Source organism: Nakamurella deserti (genome assembly GCF_003260015.1).
Taxonomy (GTDB): Bacteria; Actinomycetota; Actinomycetes; order Mycobacteriales; family Nakamurellaceae; genus Nakamurella; species Nakamurella deserti.
Map to the genome: position 1 here is coordinate 161634 of NZ_QCXS01000003.1, position 21689 is coordinate 183322.

Genomic DNA, 21689 nt, shown 5'->3' on the forward strand with positions numbered 1-21689 from the left:
TGACGGCCGCCCATCACACCGCACCTCGGCGACAGCATTCTTTGAAGTGTTTCATCATCGATGCGATGTTCGTCGAACGATGTTCTCGCCGATGTGCCTGAGCAGTGTCACTGGCCTCGTTCAACCCCGTGCGAACGCAGCGGTTCTGGTGGCGAAAAGGGCGCGATCCTCACTGCAGCACTGGTCGTGGTGACCTCTCCGCGTGCCCTGCCGCCCGGGTCTGCTGCTCCGGTGACCGACGGCCGCGCGCCCGTGGTCGAGACCTCACACGCTCGGCTCCACCGTCCCTCGGGTCCGTCCCACCGCTAGGCTCCCGCCCGTGAAACTGAACGAGGTCGAGGTCAGCATCCCGTCCCCCGGCGGGCCGATCCGCGCGAAGGTCATCGCCCCGATCGGCGGCGGCACCTGGCCTGGTCTGCTGCTCTACACCGACATCTTCCAGCTGACCGAGTCGACGCTGCGGACCGCGCGGCGCCTCGCCGCCCACGGCTTCGTGGTGTGCGTCCCGGAGATCTATCCCCACGGCGAGCTGGCCGGGGTCGCGCTCGACTTCGACGACGCGGGCAAGGCCGCCGGGATGGGCGGCGCGGCCGCCACGCCGGTCGCTTCCTTCGACGCCGACCGGATCGCCGCCCTCGACTATCTGGGCGACCGCGAGGACGTCGGCGCACTGTTCGCGACCGGTTTCTGCATCGGCGGACACCTCGCGTTCCGGGCGGCGTTCGACCCGCGGGTCGCGGCGACCGTGTGCTTCTATCCGACCGGCGTGCACAACGGCTCCCTCGGTGCCGACGCCGACGCGGGGTCGCTCGCCCGCGCCGCCGACATCCAGGGCCGGTTGCTCATCGTCTTCGGGTCCCAGGACCCGCACGTTCCCGCCGACGCGCGGCTGCAGATCCTCACCGCGCTCTACGCCGCGGGCCACACCGACACCGAAGTGCACGTCTACGCCGGCGGTGAGCACGCCTTCATGCGCGACATCGGCCCCCGTCACGACCCGGTCCTCACCGATCTGGCCATCGCCGAGGCCGTGTCGTTCTTCACCGGGCGCTGACCGGAGGTCCCGATGACGCCACCCATTCCGTACCTGACGCTCCCCGGCACGGCCCGGGAAGCCTTGACGTTCTATCGGGACGTCTTCGGCGGTGAGCTGACGCTGCACACCTTCGCCGACTTCGCCCGCGATGACGGCCCACCCGACGCCATCGCCCACGGCATCCTGCACGGACCGGTGGCGTTGTTCGCCGCCGACGCCGCGGCCGGCGAGGCAACCGTACGGATCGAGGGCGTGCTGTTCTCATTGCTCGGCACCGCCGACCCGGAGACCCTGACGACCTGGTTCGAAGCCCTGTCCGACGGCGGCAGCGACGTCGATCCGCTCCAGCGGCGCCCCTGGGGCGCCTCCGACGGTCAGGTCACCGACCGCTTTGGGGTGCGGTGGCTGATCGGCTACGAGGACTGACTCAGACCCCCCAAGACTCCTTCGCGCGGTCTCAGACTGGCGACCTGCCGAAGTCAGAAGTACTCCGGCCGGATGGAGAGTTCCGCCCAGGCCCGTCGGGCGTCATCCGCGTTCATCCACTCCACCTCGTACCGTCCGGACCGGGGATCACCCGGGCGGACGTCCCAGTCGAAGAAACCCTCCGACATCTCGGCGACCCAGCTCCACGGCGGATAATCCTCGAACGGCCGCTCACGGGTGCCGTCGGACCACACGAGGATGAACCAGACCCAGTCCTGGCGGGACCGTGGGCGCCAAGGGTGCCGAAGGCGCCCACCGACGTCGCCACGTGGCCGCGAATCTCTCCGTCCTGGCCCAGCACGGCGATGCCGTCGCGGAACGTGTCGATGGCCGGATCCGGGGGCGGCTCCTTGAAGAAGGGCACCGCCCGTCACACGTTGAAGCGGAACTCCACGACGTCCCCGTCGTGCATGACGTAGTCCTTGCCTTCGATGCGGGCCTTGCCGGCCGAGCGGGCGGCGGCGACGGAGCCGGCGGCGACGAGGTCGTCGAAGGAGATGACCTCGGCCTTGATGAAGCCCTTCTCGAAGTCGGAGTGGATGACGCCGGCGGCCTGCGGCGCGGTCCAGCCCTGGTGGATCGTCCAGGCCCGCGACTCCTTGGGGCCCGCCGTCAGATAGGTCTGCAGCCCCAGGGTGTGGAAGCCGGCCCGGGCCAGCGCGTGCAGCCCCGGCTCCTCCTGGCCGACCGACTCGAGCAGCTCCAGCGCCGACTCGTCGTCCAGTTCCAGCAGCTCGTACTCGACCTTCGCGTCGAGGAACACGCCGTCGGCGGGCGCGACGGCAGCGAGCAGCTCGGCCTTCTTCGCGTCGTCGGTGAGCACCGACTCGTCGGCGTTGAAGACGTACAGGAACGGCTTCGTCGTCATCAACGACAGTTCCTTCAGCACGTCCAGGTCGATCTTCTTCTGCGCCGAGAACAGCGTCGCACCGGAGTCCAGCACGGCCTGCGCGGCCTGGGCGACCTCGAGGACCGTGCGCCGGTCCTTCTGCATCCGCGCTTCCTTCTCCAGCCGCGGGATCGCCTTCTCCAGCGTCTGCATGTCGGCCAGGATCAGCTCGGTGTTGATCGTCTCGATGTCGGCCAGCGGGTCGACCCGGCCGTCGACGTGCACCACGTCGTCGTCGGCGAACACCCGCACGACCTGGCAGATCGCGTCGGCCTCACGGATGTTGGCCAGGAACTTGTTGCCCAGCCCCGCACCCTCGCTGGCGCCCTTGACGATGCCGGCGATGTCGACGAACGACACCACGGCGGGCACGATCTTCTGCGACGAGAACACCTCGGCGAGCTTGTCCAGCCGCGGATCGGGCAGCGGCACGATGCCGACGTTGGGCTCGATGGTGGCGAACGGGTAGTTCGCGGCGAGCACATCCGCCTTGGTCAGCGCGTTGAACAGGGTGGACTTGCCGACGTTGGGCAGTCCGACGATGCCGAGAGTGAGGGTCACGTCGGTCGAGTCTAGTGAGGATGCAGGTCCTCGGACGCCGCCCGCGCGGTGTTCGAGACGCCCGTCACCGGGCAGAACACCGTCATGACGACATCGCCGGACGACGACCTCCACACCGGCCCCGAGGAGGACCCGACCGAACCGCTCCCCGACGGCGACGTGAACCTCGCCCCCGGTCCCACCGATCGCGGCGGCGAAGGCGGGATGGCCAGCCGCGAGCAGGAAGCGCGCAAGCACCGTCGCGGCTGATGCGGATACTCACCGGGTGAGCTCTTCCGCCCGGCACGTCGTGAGCACGACCATCAGCGTCCGGCTGCCCTTCGACGCCGACGGGTTGCTCTGGTACCTGCGCATCCGGGCCGTCCCCGAGGTCGAGGTCGTGACCGACACCGGCTACCAACGGACCCTCCGGCTGCCGCACGGCCCGGCCGTGCTGGGCATCGAGTTCGACGACTCCGCGGACGTGCAGGTCACCGGCGACGCCGACCCCCGGGACCATGCCGTCGTTCTGGACCTGGTGCACCGGCTGCTGGACGCCGACGCCGATCCGGTGGCGATCGACGCTCACCTCGCCGCCGACCCGGCGCTGACCGACCGGGTCGCCGCGATCCCCGGAATCCGGGTACCGGGGATGGTCGACGGTGACGAGATCATCGTGCGGACGATCCTCGGGCAGCAGGTCAGTGTGGCCGCCGCCCGCACCGCCGCCGGGAAGCTCACCGCGTCGGTCGGCGCCCGGCTGCCGGCACCGCTGGCACGACCCGGGCTGACCCGGTTGTTCGTCTCACCGGCCGAGCTGACCCAGCTGTCCGCCGTGGAGATCGGCGGACCCCGGCGCCGGGCCGAGACGCTGGTCGCCGCCGCCCGGGATCTCGCGGACGGCACGCTCGTCGTCGCCCCGGGGCTGGATCCGGCCGCGTTGACCGCGGAGTTGATGGCCCGCCCCGGGATCGGGCCGTGGACGGCGCAGTACATCGCGATGCGGGTCCTGGGCGAGCAGGACGAGCTGCTGACCGGAGATCTGGCGTTGCGGACCGGGGCCGGTCGGCTCGGGCTGCCGGACACGGCACGGGAGCTCGCGGCGCACGGCACGCGCTGGGCGCCCTACCGGTCCTACGCCGGGCAGCACCTGTGGCGGGCGTCCCGGCTGCCTGCCGTGGCGGGCTGAGTGCCCGGGGCCGCGCGCCCGGGGCGGGCTGAACGCCCGGGGCGGGCTGAACGCCGGGGGGGGTTCGTGCGGCGTCGGTGGGCGGGCTGAGCGTGCGGGGGCGGGCTGAGCGTGCGGGGGCGGGCTGAGCGCGCGGGGGCGGGCTGAGCGCGCGGGGGGTCGTGCGGAGTCGTTGGGCGCGAGTCTGCCTCACGAACTCGGGTCTGCTCACCCTGCAGGGTGGGCACACCCGCATTCGGTGGGCACACGCGGGGAACGAAGCGGACCACCGCTCACGCGCCCGGGTCCAGCCCACGAAGCGGGTCTACCTCCCTGCAGGACGGGCACGCTCGCTTTCGGTGAGCAGACACGGTGGACGTAAGCCATCGACGCCGAACGACGCCAGAGCCGGTCACAAACGAGCCCCTCCCACCCCGGGTTTGCCGCACGGATACGGATCTGCGCACCCTGCAGGGTGGGCACACCCGGAATGGATCCGCGGACGCAGCGGAGGCGGGGCAGGCTTGCCGAACGACGCCAGAGCCGGCCACGCACCAGCCCGCCCCACCCCGGTATGCCGCACGGATACGGATCTACTCACCCTGCAGGGTCGACACACCCGCATTTAGTAGGCAGACGCAACACAGCGGCCTCGAACGACGCCAGAGCCGGCCACGCACCAGCCCGCCCCACCCCGGCATGCCGCACGGATACGAACTTGCTCACCCTGCAGGGTCGGCACACCCACACTCGGTAGGCAGACGCAGCACAGCGGCGCCGAACGACGCCAGAGCCGCTCACGAACGAGCCCGTCCCACCCCGGTCTGCCGCACGGAAACGGAACTGCGCACCCTGCAGGGTCGGCACACCCGCATTCAGTAGGCAGACGCAGCACAGCGGCCCCGAACGACGCCAGAGCCAGTCACGAGTCCGTCCCACCCCGGGTCTACCGCACAGGTACGGATCTGCTCACCCTGCCGGCACCCGCGCACTCGGTGGCCCATTCGGATCTGCCGCGCGAATCCGGATCTGCTCACTCCGCAGGGAGGGCAGACGCGTCCATCGCCTCACCGCCCGCCGGCGACCTCGTCGTACTTCTGCAGGATCAGCGGCGCCAGCTCCACCCCGAGCGGCTCGGCCACCGGGGCGTCGAAGACCGCGGCGTGCCGGGCGATGACGTCCAGCAGCAACCCGGGAGCGGCGAACAGGGGCACCACGCCGACCCGGGCCGGCGGGTCCAGCGACTGGGCGACGGCCTCGAGGGCCGCCCGCACCTTGGGCTGCCCCGCCGTCGCGAATGCCGCGCGCACCGGTCCGGTGCGCTCGGCGGCCCAGCGCGCGGCCAGCTCACCGACGGCCGCGTTGGCCGAGGCGGACGACGAGCCGACCGCGGCGAGCACGATGCCGTCGATGTCGGCGATCCCGGCTTCGACGGCGCGCAGCTGCAGCGCGGCGAGCACCGCCGGGCCCATTCCGAGGATCCCGGCCCGGCGGATGCGTGTGCCCGTCGCCGCGGATGCCTCGGTGATCGCGGACGGGGTGTCGACGTCGGCGTGGAAGGCCTGGGTGAACAGCAGCGGCATCACCACCGCCTCCGGCACATCGAGCGCGGTCAAGGCCGCCGAGAGGTCGGGCTCGGCCAGGTCGAGGTACGCCGGGACCGCGCGCAGCCCCGGACGCAGCGCGGCGACGGCCGCCAGCAACTCCTCGGTGGCCGGACTGGCGCGCGGGTCACGTGATCCGTGGGCCAACCCCACCAGCGGCAACATCGGTCCATCATCCCTGCGGGCACTGCCCGGCCCGAATCGGAGAGGGATCCGCCGAGTCCCGGTGTGGGCTCACCCGCACCGAAACCGGGGATTCCGCAAACCCGGCGTGCTCACCTCGGGCCGGCATCAGAAGCGGACGCCGCCCAGCCTCGACGTCGCCCACCAGCACCGCGAGCGGAAAGAATTCGCCCGCCCCTACACCGACGCTGCACATCCCCACCGCGAGCGGAAAAGAATTCGCCCGCCCCTACACCGACGTGGGCACATCCCTACCGAGATCCGGAAGGAATCCGCCCAGCCTCGCCATGGTCACATGCGTACCTGGATCGGAGAGCGCGCCGCCCGACCCCGACGTCGCACACCAGCACCGCGAGCGGGGAGAAATGCGCCCGCCCCGACACCGACGTCGACACATCCCTACCGAGACCCGGAAGCAATCCGCCCAGCCTCACCGTCGCCGCATCCGTGCACAGACCGGGGAGTACGCCGCCCCACCCCGACGTCGCACACCAGCTCCACGAAAAAACCGCCCCCACCCCGACGCGGGCACATCCCTACCCGAATCGGGGAGGAATGTGCCCAGCCGGGATCAGCGCCCGCCCGCCGGCCGCAACCCGCGGGAGTGCAGCACCGCCCGCTCCAGCGGCCGGAAGAACAGCACCTCGATGCCCACCCCGATGACGAAGATCAGCACGATCGCGGCCAGCATCAGGTCCATCTCGGACAGCGCCCGGCCCTGGTCCATGAGTTGGCCCAGCCCGAAGCCCAGCTTCGACGTGGTGACGATCAGCTCGGCAGCCATCAGCGACCGCCACGCGAACGCCCAGCCCTGCCGCAGACCGGCGAGGTAGCCGGGCAGCGCACCCGGCAGCAGGATGTGCCGGATGTAACCCCAGCGCCCGAGCCCCAGCACCTGACCGACGCGGTTGAACAGCGGCGGCACCTGATCGGCGCCGGAGATGAGCCCGTTGGCCATCGACGGCACCGCACCGAGCAGGACCACCGCGTAGTACGTGGTGTTGGTCAGCCCGAACACCAGCAGCGCCGGCGGCACCCACGCGATCGACGGCAGCGACTGCAGCCCCGTGATCAGCGGCCCGACGCTGGCGCGCAGCCAGCGGTTGCGGGCGATCGCCAGGCCCAGCAGGGTGCCGATGACCACCGACATCGCAAAGCCCAGGATCCCCCGCGACAGGCTCGTCCACACCACCTCGAACGCCCGGCCGGACTCGAACAGCCCGACGAGGGTGTCGAACACGGTGGCCGGTGACGGCAGCACGTAGTCGGGCTTGAACTTCATCGCGAACGCCCACTGCCAGATCCCGATGAACAGGGCGATGGCCAGGAACGGCGGCAGCACCGACCGGGCGAACTTCTTCACCAGCGGGGTCTTGACCTCGGTGTGCGCCTCGAGCGCGTCTAGCCCGGCGTTGACCGCGGCCGCGTCCGCGGGTTCGTAGTCCTGCCCGCCGACGACGCGGGTCGTCTCCAGCGCGCTAGGCATTCTTGTCCCCGGCGTGACGGGCTATCTCTTCGCGCAGGCTCACGGTGATGTCGGAGGCGAGGTCGCCCACCAGTGGGTGCTCGATGGTGCGGTGCCCCTGGATGTCGACGGCCCACTCCCGGACCACCCGGCCGGGGCGGGACGACAGCAACACGACCCGCTGCCCGAGGCGGACGGCCTCGCGGACGTTGTGCGTCACGAAGATGACCGACAGGCCGGTCGCGGTCCAGATCCGCACCAGCTCGTCGTGCAGCACGTCCCGGGTGATGGCGTCCAGCGCCGCGAACGGCTCGTCCATCAGCAGGACCTGGGAGTTCTGGGCCAACGCCCGGGCCATCGCGACCCGCTGCTTCTGACCACCGGACAGCTCGTGGACGCGGCGCTTGTGGGTGCCGCCCAGGCGGACCGTCTCCAGCAGCTCCTCGGCCCGGCCGCGGAGCTCCTTGCGGGGCACTCCGGCGTACTTCAGCGCCAGTTCCACGTTCCGGCCCGCGGACAGCCACGGCAGCAGCGCCGGCTCCTGGAACATCAGGGCCGGCCGCGACACCGACGTGACCGTCCCGGCCGTCGGCTGGTCGAGCCCCGCCACCAGGTTGAGCAGGGTGGACTTGCCGCAGCCGGAGGCGCCGACCAGGGAGACGAACTCCCCCGGCTGCACCTTCAGCGTCACGGTGTCCAGGGCCTGCACCGGCTTCGCGCCGGTCCGGTAGATCTTGGAGACACCGTCCAGGACGACGCTGTACTCCGGTGCCGCCGGTGCCGCGGTCGCGACCGCCGCGGTCGCGCTGTCGGTGTCCGTCACGAGGGCCATCGGGGCTACTCCTGTCCGAAGCCGCCGGCGCTGACGGGCTTCTTGCCGTCGGCGACCAGCAACTGGTTGAGGATGCGCAGGTCGTAGATCTGCGACAGGTCCGGAACTTCCTTCAACGTGCCGGCCTTGACGCCGTCCTCACCGAGCTCGGTGAGGTGGTTGGCGAGCGGGTCGTAGGTGGGCGTGATCTCGGCGAACGCCCGGGAGATGACGCCGTCGGCGAGCGGCTTGCCGGCCACCTCGGCCAGCGCGTCGTTCAACCGGGTCTGCGCGTCCGCCGGGTCGGCCTCGATCTTGTCCAGCTCCGCCAGGTGGCCCTGCAGCAGCTTCGCCACGGTGCCCGGGTACTGCTCGAGGAACGTGCGGGACACGATCAGCAGGGTGGTCGGGAACTGCCCGTCGTCCCACAGGGTCTTCTCGTTGACCAGTTCCTTGGCGCCGGCCTCGACGATCAGCCGGGACGCCCACGGCTCCGGCAGCCAGCCGCCCTGCACGTCCCCGTTCTTGAACAGGTCGAGTGTGGTGGCGTTGTCCTGGCTGGCGATGCTGACGTCGTCGCCGCCGGTGGTGTCGACCAGCAGGTTGTTGTCCAGCAGGTACTTGCGCAGCGCGACGTCCTGGGTGCCGCCCAGCTGCGGGGTGGCGATGGTCTTGCCGCGGAGGTCCTCCACGGTGTTGATGTCCGGCGCGACGACGAGCGCCGCACCGTTGGCGGTGGCTCCGGCGACGATGCGCAGCGAGTCACCGGAGGACTTGGCGTAGGAGTTGATGGCCGGGTTGGGGCCGATGAAGCCGGCGTCGATGGCACCGCCGGTCAGGGCCTCGATCTCGGCGGGGCCGGCGTTGAAGACCGAGGTCTCCAGCGTCGTGTCGCCCAGCGCCTCCTGGAAGGTGCCGTCGGCGACGCCGAGCACGGCGGCGGCGTGGGTGAGGTTCCCGAAGTACCCCAGGCGCAGGGTGTCGGCCTCGGCGCCGAAGTCCTGGGTGGCCCCGGCGGCGCCGGTGTCGGATCCGGCGGCGGTCCCGGTGCTCCCGGAGCCGGCACTGCTGGCCGGGGAGGCGCTGCTCGACGGGCTCGGGCTGGTCGACGTCGTCGACGAGCCGGACCCGGAGTCGCTGCCGCCGCAGGCGCTGAGCACCAGCGCGGCGAGGGCGGTGCCGGCGATCACCCGGGCGGGGCGGGCGGCGAAGAAGGGGAAACGGCGTGCGGTACTCATGGGTTCCTCGGGTTCTCGGCGGCCCCGCCGTCGTGGCGGAGCCGGACGGCCGCTACGGGCCAGGGGTCAGAGCGTCGTTCTCGGTCGCGGCGGCCTGACATCGGATGTCGGAACCGGCGGTGATCGCCGCACGGCGGTCACCCACCATGCCGACGGCCAGCGTGGTGCCGTCGGCGGGATCGATGATGAGCAAAGCTCCCACTGCTCCTCTCGGTTGGTACGGGTCGATGGGCAGACTCTCGGCGGTGCGCAGGGACACCAGGCCGATGTCGTTGAGCGACAGCGACGCGGCGCCGTCGAGCTCGGTGAGGGTGTCGATGTCCAGCAGGTGCTCGATGGCGCCGACGATCACGCGGGTCGTCGTGGTGCCGTACTTGAGCAGCAACCGCTGCCCGGGCTTGAGCGCCTTCTCGTTGACCTGGGTGACGGTGGCCGTGAACTGGTTGACCGGTTCCGGCGCGTCGTCGGCGGCGGCGATCAGGTTGCCGCGGGCGATGTCGATGTCGTCGGCCAGCAGCAGCGTGACCGAGTCGCCGGCGACGGCGACGGCCCTCGGCCCGTCGGCGGTCTCGACGCCGGTGACGGTGGTGCGGTGACCGTCCGGCAGCACCACGATCGCGTCGCCGGGCCGTACGGTGCCGGCCGCGACACGTCCGGCGTAGCCGCGGTAGTCCGGGTCGGCGGTGTGATCGGAGCCGGGCCGGATGACGTACTGCACCGGGAACCGGAACGCGGCACCGGACCGGGCGTCGGCCACCTCGACGGTCTCCAGGTGCTCCAGCACGCTGGGCCCGTCGTACCAGGAGATCCGCTCCGAACGGGTCACCACGTTGTCGCCGTTGAGGGCCGAGATCGGGATCGCGACCACCGCCGGGATCCCGAGACCGGCGGTGAAGGCACCGAAGTCGGCGGTGATCCGCTCGAACACGTCACGGTCGTAGTCGACGAGGTCGATCTTGTTGACCGCCAGCAGGATCTCCGGGACGCCGAGCAGGGCGGCCACGGTGGCGTGCCGCCGGGTCTGCGCCACGACCCCGGTGCGGGCGTCGACCAGGATGATCACCAGGTCGGCGGTGGACGCCCCGGTGACGGTGTTGCGCGTGTACTGCACGTGTCCCGGGGTGTCGGCCAGGATGAACGTCCGCTTGTCGGTCGCGAAGTACCGGTAGGCGACGTCGATCGTGATGCCCTGCTCGCGCTCGGCGCGCAGGCCGTCGACCAGCAGCGACAGGTCGACGGTGTCCGAGCCGCGGGCCGTGGAGGTCCGCTCGGCGGCGGCCAGCGTGTCGCTCAGCACCGACTTCGAGTCGAACAGAAGCCGTCCGACCAGTGTGGACTTGCCGTCGTCGACGGAACCGGCGGTGGCGAAGCGGAGCAGCCCGTGCTTCACCGGGGTGTCGGGGACTTCGGTCAGGATCGTCATGGGTGTCCAGCTGTCGGAGTCGTTCGCCGGTGGGGATCGGCACTGCCGACCGGCGGGGCGTAGAAGGAGTCGAACGCAGTTGTCGTCGCGATGACGAAGACGCAGCGGGCGGCTGGACCGGCGTCGCCGGCGGTGGACGTGCCTCGGGTGCGGGCCATCTCAGAAGTAGCCCTCGCGCTTGCGGTCCTCCATGGCGGCCTCGCTGAGCTGGTCGTCGGCGCGGGTGGCTCCCCGTTCGGTGATCCGGGTGGCCATGATCTCGGTGATCACCGCGGCGATGTCGGTGGCGTCGCTGTCGACTGCACCCGTGCAGCTCATGTCCCCCACCGTGCGGTAGCGGACCTGCCGCCGGACGACGGTCTCCGTCGCCTTCGGTCCGCCCCAGGCGCCGGCGGTCAGCCACATGCCGCTGCGGGCGAAGACCTCGCGCTCGTGGGCGAAGTAGATCTCCGGCAGCTCGATGCGCTCGCGCTGGATGTAGCGCCAGACGTCCAGCTCGGTCCAGTTGCTCAGCGGGAACACGCGGACGTGCTCCCCCGGGGCGTGCCGGCCGTTGTAGAGGTCCCAGAGCTCCGGGCGCTGCCGGCGCGGGTCCCAGCCGCCGAACGCGTCGCGCAGCGAGAAGATGCGCTCCTTGGCGCGGGAGCGCTCCTCGTCACGGCGGGCGCCACCGATGACGGCGTCGAAGCCCAGCTCGTTGATGGAGTCCAGCAGCGGCACCGTCTGCAGCGGGTTGCGGGTGCCGTCGGGGCGTTCGGTGAGGCGGCCGTCGTCGAGCCAGTCCTGGACGTGCGCGACATGCAGCCGCAGGTTGCCCTCGGCGGCGACGCGGTCGCGGTAGGCGATGACCTCGTCGAAGTTGTGGCCGGTGTCCACGTGCAGCAGCGCGAACGGCAGTGCTGCCGGGAAGAAGGCCTTGCGCGCCAGGTGCAGCACCAGGATCGAGTCCTTGCCGCCGGAGAACAGGATGACCGGGCGGTCGAACTCGCCGGCCACCTCGCGCAGGATGTGGATCGCCTCGGACTCCAGGGCGTCGAGCTCGGAGTCCAGCGCCGAGCGCGGCGGGGTGAGGGTGGACGTCACAGCAGGTTCCTCCCGGCGAGCAGGTCCAGCAGCGCCGAGACGCTCCCCTGCAGGTCGTGGGTCGAGGTGTCGAGGCGCAGGTCCGGGTCGGCCGGCACTTCGTAGGGGTCGTCGATGCCGGTCATGTGGCTGATCTCGCCGCGGGCGGCCTTGGCGTACAGGCCTTTGACGTCGCGGTCGGCACACACCTCGACCGGCGTCGACAGGTGGACCTGCAGGTGCGGGGTGCCCTGCGCGGCGTGCCGGGCACGGACCTCGTCGCGGGTGTCGGCGTAGGGCGCGATGACCGGGACGAGCACCAGCACCCCGTGCCGGGCGAGCAGCTCGGCGACGTAGCCGATCCGCCGGACGTGCGTGTCGCGGTCTTCCCGGGAGAAGCCGAGGCCGGCCGACAGGTAGGTGCGGATCTCGTCGCCGTCGAGGATCTCGACGTCACGGCCGGACGCGCGCAGCTGGTCGGCCAGCGCGAACGCCAGGGTGGTCTTGCCGGCGCTGGGCAGCCCGGTCAGCCAGACGGTCGCACCGGCGGTGCGCAGTGAGGTGGTCACAGGTGCAACCCGCATTCGGTCTTGGTGGAGCCGGACCAGCGGCCGGCACGGGCGTCCTCGCCGGGGGCGACGGCCGCGGTGCACGGCTCGCAGCCGATGGACGGGTAGCCCAGCTGCAGCAACGGGTTCATCAGCACGCCGTTCGCGTTCGCGTAGGCCTCGACCTCGTCGTCGGTCCACGACGCCAGCGGGGCGAACTTGACCTTCTTCTTCTTCGGGTCGAACGCGATGACCGGGGTGTGTGCGCGGGACGGCGACTCCGAGCGGCGGACGCCGGTGGCCCACGCCTCGTAGCCCTGGAGGGCCTCGTTCAGCGGGGCGACCTTGCGCATCGCGCAGCAGGCGTCGGGATCCCGGTCGTGCAGCTTCGCGCCGTACCGCGCGTCCTGCTCGGCGACGGTCAGCTCCGGCAGGATGCGCCGCAGCGTCACGTCGTAGACGGCCTCCACCGCGTCCGCGGTGCCGATGGTCTCGACGAAGTGGTAGCCGGTGTCGAGGAAGATCACGTCGATGCCGGGGCTGACCGTGGACGCCAGGTGCGCCAGCACGGTGTCCTGCATGGACGCGCTGACCGCGAGGCCGCGGCCGAATTCGGCGACCCCCCAGGTGAGGATCTCCGCGGCGGTGGCGCCGGCGAGTTCGGCGGCGCCGCGCAGCGCGATCGCCTCGAGTTCGGCGGGCGGACGGACGAGGACGCTGGTCATGCGGCACCACCGGGGGTCTCGGCACGGGTGAGGCGCACCTGACCGGACAGGCCCAGGTACTTCACGGAGAACACCCGGCCGCAGTCGCGGCATTCCCAGGCGCCGTGGCCCGCCTCGTGCGGCCACAGGTTCGTCTCGCCGCAGTACGCGCAGTACTGCGCGGGTGAGCGTTCGGGGGCGCTCACCGCAGCGCCGCCTCGTCCGCGCGGGCCACCCACTGCGCGAACCGCTCACCCTCGGTGCGCTGGGCGGTGAACGAGTTCACGACGCGCTCGATGAAGTCGCTCGCCTCGGCGCTGGTGATCTTGTGGCCGCGGAGCTTCTTGCCGAACCCGGCGTCGAGCCCCAACCCACCACCGAGGTGCACCTGGAAACCCTCGACCTGGTTGCCGTCGGCGTCGGTGACGAGCATCCCCTTGAGGCCGATGTCGGCCACCTGGGTGCGGGCGCAGGCGTTCGGGCAGCCGTTGACGTTGATGGTCAGCGGCACGTCCAGGTCGCCCAGGCGGGCCTCCAGGTCGTCGGCGATGACCATCGCGCGCGCCTTGGTCTCCACGATCGCGAGCTTGCAGAATTCGAGCCCGGTGCACGCCATCAGGTTGCGGCGGAACGTCGACGGGGTGGTCGACAGGCCCAGCGCGTGCAGCCCCTCGGTCAGCGAGTCGACCTGGTCGGCGGCGATGTCGAGGATCACCAGGCCCTGGTCGGTGGTGGTGCGGACCCGGCGCGAGCCGTGGGCCTCCACCAGGTCGGCGAGCCGGGCGAGCAGGGTGCCGTTGACCCGGCCGACGGTCGGCTTGACGCCGACGTAGAACAGTCCGTCGTTCTGCGGGTGCACGCCGATGTGGTCGCGGGGGCCGTCGTACACCGGCGGGGCGTCGCCATCGGTGAGGGTGCGGTGGAGGTACTCCTGCTCGAGGACCTCGCGGAACTTCTGCACGCCCCAGTCGGCGACCAGGAACTTCAGCCGGGCCCGGGTGCGCAGCCGGCGGTAGCCGTAGTCGCGGAAGATGCCGACGACGCCGGCCCAGACCTCGGGGACCTCGTCGAGCGACACCCAGGTGCCCAGTCGCTGGCCGAGCATCGGGTTGGTGGACAGTCCGCCGCCGACCCAGACGTCGAAGCCGGGGCCGCGCTCGGGGTGCACGGCGCCGATGAAGGCGACGTCGTTGATCTCGTGGGCGACGTCCTGACGGGGCGAGCCGGAGATGGCCGTCTTGAACTTCCGCGGCAGGTTGGAGAACTCCTCCTTGCCGATGTAGCGCTCGAGGATCGCCTCGACGGCCGGGGTGCCGTCGATGATCTCGTCGGCCGCGATCCCGGCCAGCGGCGAACCCAGGATGATGCGCGGCACGTCGCCGCAGGCCTCGGTGGTGGACAGGCCGACCGCTTCCAGCTGCTCCCAGATGTCGGCGACGTCCTCGATGCGGATCCAGTGGTACTGGACGTTCTGCCGGTCGGTGAGGTCGGCGGTGTCGCGGCCGTAGCGGGTGGAGATCTGACCGACCGTGCGCAACGCCGCCGTGGTGAGCAGCCCGCCGTCGATGCGGACCCGCATCATGAAGAACTTGTCCTCGAGCTCCTCGGGCTCCAGGATCGCCGTCTTGCCGCCCTCGATGCCCTGCGCACGCTGGGTGTACAGGCCCCACCAGCGGAAACGGCCACGCAGGTCACCCGGGTCGATGGAGTCGAAGCCGGTGTAGCGGTAGACGTTCTCGATGCGCTCGCGGCAGTGCAGGCCGTCGTCGTCCTTCTTCATCCGCTCGTTGGGGTTGAGCGGCTCGCGGTAGCCCAGCGCCCACTGACCCTGGCCGCGCTCGCGGCCCTTCGCGTCGGGGCGGTTGCGGTGCGCCCCGGGCGCCGCCGCGGCGGCGGGTCGCTCGGGGCGGGCCGGACGCTCGGGCCGGGCCGGACGCTCGGGCCGGGCCGGGCGGTCGGCGACGGACCGGTCGGCGGGACCGGGCGAGGCGCCGGTGGTGTCGACAGTGGCGGTGTCGAGGACGTCGGCGGGGGGAACGGCGGTGGCGGGCGGCACTGCGGGCACGGCGATCCTTCGGGCCGGTCCGGAACACCCGCGCGAGCCCGCCGTGCCACAGGCGTGCCTGCCGACCGGGGGACCTTCGAAGGACGTCCCGACAGCGGCGGTACTAGGCGGCGGTCGAGGAGGCTTCTAGACGGTGCGACACATGCCGGCGGCGACGCGCACGAGATCGATCTCGGGTCGCGTCACCAAAAGGGCACCTTCGTCATACACGCCGCACAGCATAACCGCGGTTCCCGGCCCCGGAACCCCGCCGGAGGGGCCGAGAACTTCACGGCGGAGGGTCTTGACGTCCGGCCCGCCGGGTGCGTGCGCCGGTCCGGACCTGCGCATTTCACCGCTTCGAGCGGGTGCGACCCGCGGCACGGCGTGCCTGCGCCGCGGCCGGGACGGGCACTGTCGGTGCCGCCCGGCATGCTCGGCCCATGGACCTCACCACCGTGCTCGTCGCCGTCGGGCTGCTGCTGCTCGGGCTCGCGCTCGGCTGGCGGATCGGCCGCTCCGCTCCTCCGGCGGGATCGACCGACGAGGCCACCGCGGTGGGTGCGCTGCTGGGCACCGCCGGGCACGCACTGGAGCGGGTGGAGACGCAGCTCCGGGAGATCGAGCGGGACCGGGTCGGCGCCTACAGCGCCCTGCAGGAACAGGTGGCGGCGCTGCACCGGACGTCGTCGGAGCTCGGCACACAGACCCGCACGCTCGCGGGAGCGCTGCGCAGCCCGCAGGTCCGCGGTCGCTGGGGGGAGATCCAGCTGGAGCGGATCGTCGAGCTGGCCGGGATGACCGAACACTGTGACTTCTCCACCCAGGTGAGCGTCAGCGAATCCCCCGGCGGTCCGGTGACCGCGCGCCCCGATCTGGTGGTGCGGCTGTCCGGCGGCCGCACGATCCCGGTCGACGCCAAGGTGCCGTTCGCGGCGTGGCTGGAGGCGATGGACGGTGGTGAGGGACGGGAGTCCGACCGGCTGCTGGCCGCGCACGCCCGGGCGGTCCGGGCCCACGTGGACGTGCTCGCCGCCAAGGCGTACTGGCGGCACTTCCAGCCGGCGCCGGAGTTCGTGGTCATGTTCATCCCCGGCGAGCCGCTGCTGGACGCCGCGCTGGTGCGCGATCCCGGGCTCGCCGACTACGCCTTCACCCGCAACGTGGTGCTGGCCACGCCGACCACGTTGATCACGCTGTTGCGGACGGTGGCGTTCAGCTGGCGACAGGAGAAGCTGGGCGCCCAGGCCGCCGAGATCCATGCGCTCGGCCGCGAGTTGCACGTCCGGCTGGGGACGCTCGGGGAGCACGTGGACCGGCTGGGAACCGGACTGGGCCGTGCGGTGGAGCACTACAACGCGGCGGTGGCGTCGCTGGAGTCGCGGGTCCTGGTCACGGCGCGCAAGTTCACCGACCTGCAGTCCGGGCCGGCCCTGGACGCGCCGGCGCAGATCGACCACACGCCCCGCCGGGTGCAGGCGCCCGAGCTGCTCGACGCGCGGCGGCCCGAGGACGTGCTGGCCGCGCGCGATCCCGACGAGGTCCTGCGGGCGGCCGCGGCGCCACCCCGGCCGACGGCACGCGGCACACGGGGCCACGCCGCGGGCTGATCCGGGTCACCGACCCGGAGCACACCCGGTCGGCGACAGCCGGGCGGCGCGCGGTCCGGGACGCCGGCGGGGACATCGGTGGCGCGGGCACGGCGGTGCGCCGTCCCGGCCCGGTCCGCCGGTTACCGTGACCCCATGAGCACTCACCATCGCGACCCGGACCCTCGCGGCTACGCCTCGATGCTGGCGGCCCGGCCCGGAGTGGCCTGGTGGGTGGCGGTGCTGATCGCGTTCGTGCCCACCGTCATCGGTGTCGTCGTCGACCTGTCGGTCAACAACGACATCGGGGTCATCGCGTGGGTGCTCACCCTGCTCGGGGTGACGCTGGCCGCGCTGGCCGTCCGCCGGCACGCCCTGTTCACCGTGATGGTGCAGCCGCCGCTGGTGGTGCTCGCCGCGCTGGTCATCGGCTACGTGATCGCCACCCTCACCGGCGGCATCACCGGCGGGGTGCTCAACCTCGGTCTGAAGCTGGTCGGCACGTTCCCGCTGATGCTCGTGGCCACCGCGGTCGCGGCGATCCTCGGCGTGGTCCGGCTGGTCGCCCAGCCCCTGCGCACCGTGTCGCCGCGGCGCACCACTGGCTCCCCGTCGCACCTCTGAGCCCTGCGCACTCCAGACGGTGGTGCGGACCACCGTCGGGGCATCCGGTCAGCGGGCGGCCGGCACCTCGGCCCGCAGGTCGCGGCGCAGCTCCTTGGGCAGTGAGAAGGTGAGCGTCTCCTTGGCGGCGGTGAACACCTCGACGTCACCGAATCCGCGCTCGGCCAGCCAGTCGAGCAGGCCTTCGACGAGCTCCTCCGGCACCGAGGCGCCGGAGGTCACCCCGATGGTCGACACGCCGTCGAGCCAGGCCTCGTCCACCTCGTGGGCGAAGTCGACCAGGTACGAGGTGCGGGCGCCGGCCTGCAGCGCCACCTCCACCAGCCGCACCGAGTTCGACGAATTGCGCGACCCGACGACCAGGACCAGGTCGCAGTCCGGGGCGATCTGCTTGACGACCTCCTGCCGGTTCTGCGTGGCGTAGCAGATGTCGTCCGACGGCGGGCTCGTCATCAGCGGGAACCGCTTCTGCAGCAGCCCCACGGTGCTCAGCGTCTCGTCGACGCTCAGCGTGGTCTGGGACAGCCAGATCACCTTCTCCGGGTCGGCGACCTGGACGGCCTCGACGTCGGCCGGCGTGTCGACGATCTGGATGGCGTCCGGCGCCTCCCCGTAGGTGCCCTCGACCTCCTCGTGCCCCTTGTGGCCGATCAGGACGATGTCGTAGCCCTCGTTGGCGAAGCGCACCGCTTCCTTGTGCACCTTGGTCACCAGCGGGCAGGTCGCGTCGATGACCCGCAGGTCGCGGTCGGCGGCCTCGGCGTGCACCGCGGGCGACACGCCGTGCGCGGAGAACACCACCAGCGCGCCCTCGGGCACCTCGTCGGTCTGGTCGACGAAGATCGCCCCGCGCTTCTGCAAGGTGGCCACCACGTGCTTGTTGTGGACGATCTCCTTGCGGACGTAGACCGGGGCGCCGTACTGCTCCAGCGCCTTCTCGACGGTCACGACCGCGCGGTCGACGCCGGCGCAGTAGCCCCGGGGGGCGGCGAGCAGGACACGGCGGATGGGAGCAGTCACGCTCCCCATGGTAGGTCGCCGGCCCGGGGCCCGACCGGGTCCCGGCGCTCCCGACGCCCGTCCGGGGCGCCACCGTGGGCGGGATCACCTCCCGCCGGCCGCCGGCGACCGCCGGCCCCGCCCCTCCCGCGACGGCGTACCGGCTCCGGATGAGGCAGTCTGGACCCATGGAATCGTCGCTGCCCTTCGCGGTCCGGGTCGCTGCCGGGCTGTTGTCCGAAGCCGTCGGCCGCGCCCGCCGGCTGCCCGCCGACCTGACCACGCTGCCGGTGTCGGTGATCGGCCAGGTCGCGAAGTTCTCCTTCGAGCTGAACCAGCAGCTGGCCGAGCTCGCCACCGAGGGCGACCGGTTGCTGGCCGGTCTGCACGGCGGTGACGAGCCGCCGCAGCGGACCGCCTGGTCGACCATCGACGACGAGGACGAGGTCGCGGCGAAGGACCCGCAGGCCGCGGCCACCTGGGACACCAGCACTCCCGACACCGCCGCGCCCGACACCACGGCCGCCCCCACCACCGCCGCCGACCCCGGGTCGACGGCGCCCGGTACCGGCGCCCCCGGTCTCGTCCTGGACGACGAACCACCCGTGCCGTCCGCGTCGCCGCGGCTGGTACGCGACGAGGACGCCCCCGTCCCGCCCCGGGCCACCACCGGCGCGACCGGGACCGGCCGTCCCGCCCCCCGCACGCCGTCCGTCCGCCGACCCCGGACCGGCGGTCGCGCCGACGCCGCCGGCACCCTGGTCGGCGCGGCCGGCGACTCCGCCGGCGCCGTCGTCGGTGCCGGCACCTCCCCCACCACGCACCCGGAGCGCACCGACGTCCCGGCCGCCACCTCGCTGCTCGGGGACATCCACGAGCTCGAGGTCGACCGTCCGGCGCCGCTCGTCGGCCTGCCGTCGGCCGAGGACCACCCGCCCACCGACATCAGCGCCATGACCATCGGGCAGCTCCGCAGCCGCGTCCGCAGCTGGGGGTCCGAGCAGGTCCGCGCGGCGCTGGAGCAGGAACAGCGGGAGAAGGCCCGCCCGGCGTTCCTCACCGTCCTGACCAACCGGCTGTCGACGCTGGCCCGCGGCGGTGCCTGAGCCGGTGCGCCGATGACCACCCCCGCACAGCGGCCGCCGATGGCCGAACGGGCCGGTGAGACCACCCGGGAGAACCCCTGGCCGGTGCGCGCGCTGTCCCGGCGGATGGCCGAGTACATCGCAAGGTCGCCGGCCGCCTGGATCGAGGGGCAGCTCGCCCAGCTCTCGGTCCGGCCCGGCGCGGCGACCGCCTTCCTGACGTTGCGCGACCCCGCCGCCGACATGTCGCTCTCGGTGAGCTGCAGCAGAGCGATCCTGACCGGGCTCGCGCAGCCGCTGCGGGAGGGCGACCGGGTCGTCGTCTACGGCAAGTTCGAGTTCTACCCCGCGCGCGGATCACTGTCGCTGCGGGTCACCGAGCTGCACCCGGTGGGCCTCGGCGAACTGCTGGCGCGTCTGCAGCGGATCCGTGAGCTGCTGGCCGCCGAAGGGCTGACCGCGGCCGGCCGCAAGAAGACGTTGCCGTTCCTGCCCCGGGCCATCGGCCTGATCACCGGCCGGGCCAGCGCCGCCGAGTCCGACGTGCTGGCCAACGCCCGGGCGCGCTGGCCGGCCGTGGAGTTCCACATCGAGAACGTCGCCGTGCAGGGCGTCAACGCCGTCCAGCAGATCGTGCTGGCCCTGCGGCAGCTGGACGCCGACCCGCGGGTCGACGTCATCGTGCTGGCCCGCGGCGGCGGCTCGGTGGAGGACCTGCTGCCGTTCAGCGACGAGACGTTGTGCCGCGCGGTGGCGTCCTGCCGGACGCCGGTGGTGTCGGCCATCGGCCACGAGCCCGACCACCCCATCGTCGACGACGTCGCCGATCTGCGCTGCTCCACCCCGACCGACGCGGGCAAGCGGATCGTGCCGGACGTCCAGGCCGAGCGGCGGATCGTCGAGCAGTTGCACGCCCGGGCCCGGCGCAGCCTGCAGAACTGGGTCGCCCACGAGCAGGCCCGGCTGGCCGGGATGCGCTCCCGCGCCGTCCTGGCCGACCCGCACACGCCGATCCTGGCCCGCGAGCAGGACGTGGAGCGCGCCCGCTCCCGCGCCCGCGACCTGGTCAGGCGCCGCCTGGACACCGAGACCGCGGCGGTGGCGCACCGCCGCTCGCAGCTGTCGGCGCTCGGTCCGGCCGCCACCCTGCAGCGCGGCTACGCGGTGGTGCAGGCGGCGGGTGCGGTGCTGCGGGACACCGCGCAGGCCCCCGCGGGCACCGCCCTGCGGATCCGGGTCGCCGACGGTGCGGTGCTCGCCACCAGCCGGGGCGCCGAACCCGGGGACCGGAGGCGACCGGCGGATGAGGGTACGGACCAGCGGGGGGCGCGGCTCCCCGAACGAGAGGGGGTGGCGCCATGACGGCCGAGAAGTCGGGGGCACCGCAGGACACGACCACGGCGCCGACGCTGTCCTACGAGGACGCGCGGGACGAACTGGCCCGGGTGGTGCAGAAGCTGGAGTCGGGCGGATTGGGCCTGGACGACTCGCTCACGCTGTGGGAGCGCGGCGAGGAGCTGGCCCGGATTTGCGAGCGGTTCCTCGAAGGGGCCCGGGAGCGGGTCGACGCCGCACTCGCCCGGGCCGACGAACAGGACTGACCGGGCCGCCGACAGGTCTCAGGCGATGCTGTCGGCCAGGATCCGGAAGTCCGCCTCCGACGCGGACCCGGTGATCAGCAGCGTGACCGGGCCGGCGGTGCGCACCCAGGCGACCTCCTCGCGGGCGCCCGGGTAGGAGCTCCACTCCGTACCCCCGGCCTGCACCACCGCGGTGCTCGTCCGGCCGCCGCCGAAGACCTCCGCAGCGAGGACGTCGGGCGTCGCGGTGCTCTGGATCAGCGTGACGAACCTGCCCTCGGCGGTCAGCCAGCCGCCGCCGATCCGGGAGGCGGTTCCCCCGGTGGTGGCCGGGTCGGTCTGGTAGAAGGAGTTCGGCTGCCACTCCGCGGGCAGACCCCGCGGCACCGCGAGCGGCAGCTGCAGCGCCGCGGCGGAACGCTGGAACCCGCCGACGACGTCGGCGGTCGGGGTCTGTCCGTCGTCGGTGTCGTTGCCGAAGCCGATGTTGCCCATCAGTCCGAGGACGACGACGAGCGCGACGGCCAGGACCGCGACGGCGCCCCACATGTCCTTCATCGTGAGACTGCGGCGATCCACCATGTCGCCCATCGTGCCACCTCAGGCCGGCG

General features: G+C 72.3%; 23 protein-coding genes. 9 read left to right on the top strand and 14 right to left on the bottom strand.

Annotated elements, in window-relative coordinates; genetic code table 11:
- The first annotated feature begins 319 nt into the window (after positions 1-319).
- Positions 320-1054: a dienelactone hydrolase family protein gene (locus tag DB033_RS14130; protein ID WP_111767596.1), complete on the top strand. Its 735-nt coding sequence runs from the start codon at positions 320-322 to the stop codon at positions 1052-1054.
- A 12-nt stretch (positions 1055-1066) separates the two neighbouring features.
- Positions 1067-1462 carry a VOC family protein gene (locus DB033_RS14135; RefSeq protein ID WP_111767597.1) on the top strand — a complete coding sequence of 132 codons (396 nt, stop codon included), beginning with the start codon at positions 1067-1069 and terminating at the stop codon, positions 1460-1462.
- Between the two features lie 53 nt (positions 1463-1515).
- Here DB033_RS14135 and DB033_RS14140 read toward each other — a convergent pair whose 3' ends face one another.
- Both DB033_RS14140 and ychF read right to left on the bottom strand, forming a co-directional pair.
- On the bottom strand, positions 1516-1716 hold the full coding sequence (locus DB033_RS14140) for a hypothetical protein (RefSeq protein WP_111767598.1): 201 nt from the start codon (positions 1714-1716) through the stop codon (positions 1516-1518).
- 176 nt (positions 1717-1892) lie between these two features.
- Positions 1893-2972: a redox-regulated ATPase YchF gene (gene ychF / locus DB033_RS14145; RefSeq protein WP_111767599.1), complete on the bottom strand. Its 1080-nt coding sequence runs from the start codon at positions 2970-2972 to the stop codon at positions 1893-1895.
- 84 nt (positions 2973-3056) lie between these two features.
- Here ychF and DB033_RS14150 point away from each other — a divergent pair, with 84 nt between their 5' ends.
- Both DB033_RS14150 and DB033_RS14155 read left to right on the top strand, forming a co-directional pair.
- Positions 3057-3221: a hypothetical protein gene (locus tag DB033_RS14150; RefSeq protein ID WP_157970695.1), complete on the top strand. Its 165-nt coding sequence runs from the start codon at positions 3057-3059 to the stop codon at positions 3219-3221.
- A gap of 16 nt (positions 3222-3237) precedes the next feature.
- Positions 3238-4140 (top strand): DNA-3-methyladenine glycosylase family protein, encoded by a 903-nt coding sequence (locus tag DB033_RS14155; protein WP_111767601.1) that lies wholly within the window; start codon positions 3238-3240, stop codon positions 4138-4140.
- 1046 nt (positions 4141-5186) lie between these two features.
- On the opposite strand, the gene DB033_RS14160 is transcribed toward DB033_RS14155, so the two are convergent.
- From DB033_RS14160 to DB033_RS14205, 10 genes are all read right to left on the bottom strand, one after another.
- On the bottom strand, positions 5187-5888 hold the full coding sequence (locus DB033_RS14160; RefSeq protein ID WP_111767602.1) for a sirohydrochlorin chelatase: 702 nt from the start codon (positions 5886-5888) through the stop codon (positions 5187-5189).
- Positions 5889-6477: 589 nt separating this feature from the next.
- Positions 6478-7392, bottom strand: coding sequence for an ABC transporter permease (locus DB033_RS14165; RefSeq protein WP_111767603.1), 915 nt, complete (start codon positions 7390-7392; stop codon positions 6478-6480).
- A complete protein-coding gene (locus DB033_RS14170; RefSeq protein ID WP_111767604.1) occupies positions 7385-8203 on the bottom strand; it encodes an ABC transporter ATP-binding protein in 819 nt (272 codons plus the stop codon). The genes DB033_RS14165 and DB033_RS14170 overlap by 8 nt, the downstream gene beginning before the upstream one ends.
- A gap of 5 nt (positions 8204-8208) precedes the next feature.
- Entirely contained in the window at positions 8209-9420 is a 1212-nt protein-coding gene (locus DB033_RS14175; RefSeq protein ID WP_111767605.1) for an ABC transporter substrate-binding protein, read from the bottom strand.
- 52 nt (positions 9421-9472) lie between these two features.
- On the bottom strand, positions 9473-10843 hold the full coding sequence (locus DB033_RS14180) for a sulfate adenylyltransferase subunit 1 (RefSeq protein WP_111767606.1): 1371 nt from the start codon (positions 10841-10843) through the stop codon (positions 9473-9475).
- A 159-nt stretch (positions 10844-11002) separates the two neighbouring features.
- Positions 11003-11926 (bottom strand): sulfate adenylyltransferase subunit CysD, encoded by a 924-nt coding sequence (gene cysD, locus DB033_RS14185; protein ID WP_111767607.1) that lies wholly within the window; start codon positions 11924-11926, stop codon positions 11003-11005.
- A complete protein-coding gene (gene cysC, locus DB033_RS14190; protein WP_111767608.1) occupies positions 11923-12489 on the bottom strand; it encodes an adenylyl-sulfate kinase in 567 nt (188 codons plus the stop codon). The genes cysD and cysC overlap by 4 nt, the downstream gene beginning before the upstream one ends.
- Positions 12471-13178, bottom strand: a complete 708-nt coding sequence (locus DB033_RS14195) for a phosphoadenylyl-sulfate reductase (protein WP_111767609.1) — start codon at positions 13176-13178, stop codon at positions 12471-12473. The genes cysC and DB033_RS14195 overlap by 19 nt, the downstream gene beginning before the upstream one ends.
- Positions 13175-13363 carry a hypothetical protein gene (locus DB033_RS14200; protein ID WP_111767610.1) on the bottom strand — a complete coding sequence of 63 codons (189 nt, stop codon included), beginning with the start codon at positions 13361-13363 and terminating at the stop codon, positions 13175-13177. Before DB033_RS14200 ends, DB033_RS14195 begins: the two co-directional genes overlap by 4 nt.
- Complete coding sequence (locus DB033_RS14205; protein ID WP_276309218.1) at positions 13360-15222, bottom strand: nitrite/sulfite reductase; 1863 nt, start codon at positions 15220-15222, stop codon at positions 13360-13362. Before DB033_RS14205 ends, DB033_RS14200 begins: the two co-directional genes overlap by 4 nt.
- 422 nt (positions 15223-15644) lie before the next feature.
- Between DB033_RS14205 and DB033_RS14210 the strand changes: the two genes are divergently transcribed.
- On the top strand, positions 15645-16811 hold the full coding sequence (locus tag DB033_RS14210; RefSeq protein ID WP_111767611.1) for a DNA recombination protein RmuC: 1167 nt from the start codon (positions 15645-15647) through the stop codon (positions 16809-16811).
- A gap of 135 nt (positions 16812-16946) precedes the next feature.
- Positions 16947-17414 (top strand): DUF6542 domain-containing protein, encoded by a 468-nt coding sequence (locus tag DB033_RS14215; protein ID WP_157970696.1) that lies wholly within the window; start codon positions 16947-16949, stop codon positions 17412-17414.
- A 48-nt stretch (positions 17415-17462) separates the two neighbouring features.
- Here DB033_RS14215 and DB033_RS14220 read toward each other — a convergent pair whose 3' ends face one another.
- A complete protein-coding gene (locus DB033_RS14220) occupies positions 17463-18443 on the bottom strand; it encodes a 4-hydroxy-3-methylbut-2-enyl diphosphate reductase (protein WP_111767613.1) in 981 nt (326 codons plus the stop codon).
- Positions 18444-18601: 158 nt separating this feature from the next.
- Between DB033_RS14220 and DB033_RS21685 the strand changes: the two genes are divergently transcribed.
- The 3 genes from DB033_RS21685 to DB033_RS14235 are packed head-to-tail and all read left to right on the top strand — an operon-like array spanning position 18602 to position 21099.
- Positions 18602-19519 (top strand): hypothetical protein, encoded by a 918-nt coding sequence (locus DB033_RS21685; protein ID WP_111767614.1) that lies wholly within the window; start codon positions 18602-18604, stop codon positions 19517-19519.
- 12 nt (positions 19520-19531) lie between these two features.
- Complete coding sequence (gene xseA / locus DB033_RS14230; RefSeq protein ID WP_240615910.1) at positions 19532-20860, top strand: exodeoxyribonuclease VII large subunit; 1329 nt, start codon at positions 19532-19534, stop codon at positions 20858-20860.
- Positions 20857-21099 (top strand): exodeoxyribonuclease VII small subunit, encoded by a 243-nt coding sequence (locus DB033_RS14235; RefSeq protein ID WP_111767616.1) that lies wholly within the window; start codon positions 20857-20859, stop codon positions 21097-21099. Before xseA ends, DB033_RS14235 begins: the two co-directional genes overlap by 4 nt.
- A gap of 18 nt (positions 21100-21117) precedes the next feature.
- Here DB033_RS14235 and DB033_RS14240 read toward each other — a convergent pair whose 3' ends face one another.
- A complete protein-coding gene (locus DB033_RS14240) occupies positions 21118-21660 on the bottom strand; it encodes a DUF4245 domain-containing protein (RefSeq protein ID WP_157970697.1) in 543 nt (180 codons plus the stop codon).
- Positions 21661-21689: the final 29 nt, after the last annotated feature.

Coding starts and splice junctions, on each gene's coding strand:
- cysC (WP_111767608.1), bottom strand. CDS start 12,489: ATGCGGGTTGCACCTGTGACCACCTCACTGCGCACCGCCGGTGCGACC.
- DB033_RS14215 (WP_157970696.1), top strand. CDS start 16,947: ATGAGCACTCACCATCGCGACCCGGACCCTCGCGGCTACGCCTCGATG.
- DB033_RS14180 (WP_111767606.1), bottom strand. CDS start 10,843: ATGACGATCCTGACCGAAGTCCCCGACACCCCGGTGAAGCACGGGCTG.
- DB033_RS21685 (WP_111767614.1), top strand. CDS start 18,602: ATGGAATCGTCGCTGCCCTTCGCGGTCCGGGTCGCTGCCGGGCTGTTG.
- DB033_RS14195 (WP_111767609.1), bottom strand. CDS start 13,178: ATGACCAGCGTCCTCGTCCGTCCGCCCGCCGAACTCGAGGCGATCGCG.
- DB033_RS14135 (WP_111767597.1), top strand. CDS start 1,067: ATGACGCCACCCATTCCGTACCTGACGCTCCCCGGCACGGCCCGGGAA.
- DB033_RS14220 (WP_111767613.1), bottom strand. CDS start 18,443: ATGGGGAGCGTGACTGCTCCCATCCGCCGTGTCCTGCTCGCCGCCCCC.
- DB033_RS14170 (WP_111767604.1), bottom strand. CDS start 8,203: ATGGCCCTCGTGACGGACACCGACAGCGCGACCGCGGCGGTCGCGACC.
- DB033_RS14235 (WP_111767616.1), top strand. CDS start 20,857: ATGACGGCCGAGAAGTCGGGGGCACCGCAGGACACGACCACGGCGCCG.
- DB033_RS14165 (WP_111767603.1), bottom strand. CDS start 7,392: ATGCCTAGCGCGCTGGAGACGACCCGCGTCGTCGGCGGGCAGGACTAC.
- DB033_RS14160 (WP_111767602.1), bottom strand. CDS start 5,888: ATGTTGCCGCTGGTGGGGTTGGCCCACGGATCACGTGACCCGCGCGCC.
- DB033_RS14210 (WP_111767611.1), top strand. CDS start 15,645: ATGGACCTCACCACCGTGCTCGTCGCCGTCGGGCTGCTGCTGCTCGGG.
- xseA (WP_240615910.1), top strand. CDS start 19,532: ATGACCACCCCCGCACAGCGGCCGCCGATGGCCGAACGGGCCGGTGAG.
- DB033_RS14175 (WP_111767605.1), bottom strand. CDS start 9,420: ATGAGTACCGCACGCCGTTTCCCCTTCTTCGCCGCCCGCCCCGCCCGG.
- DB033_RS14240 (WP_157970697.1), bottom strand. CDS start 21,660: ATGGTGGATCGCCGCAGTCTCACGATGAAGGACATGTGGGGCGCCGTC.
- DB033_RS14150 (WP_157970695.1), top strand. CDS start 3,057: ATGACGACATCGCCGGACGACGACCTCCACACCGGCCCCGAGGAGGAC.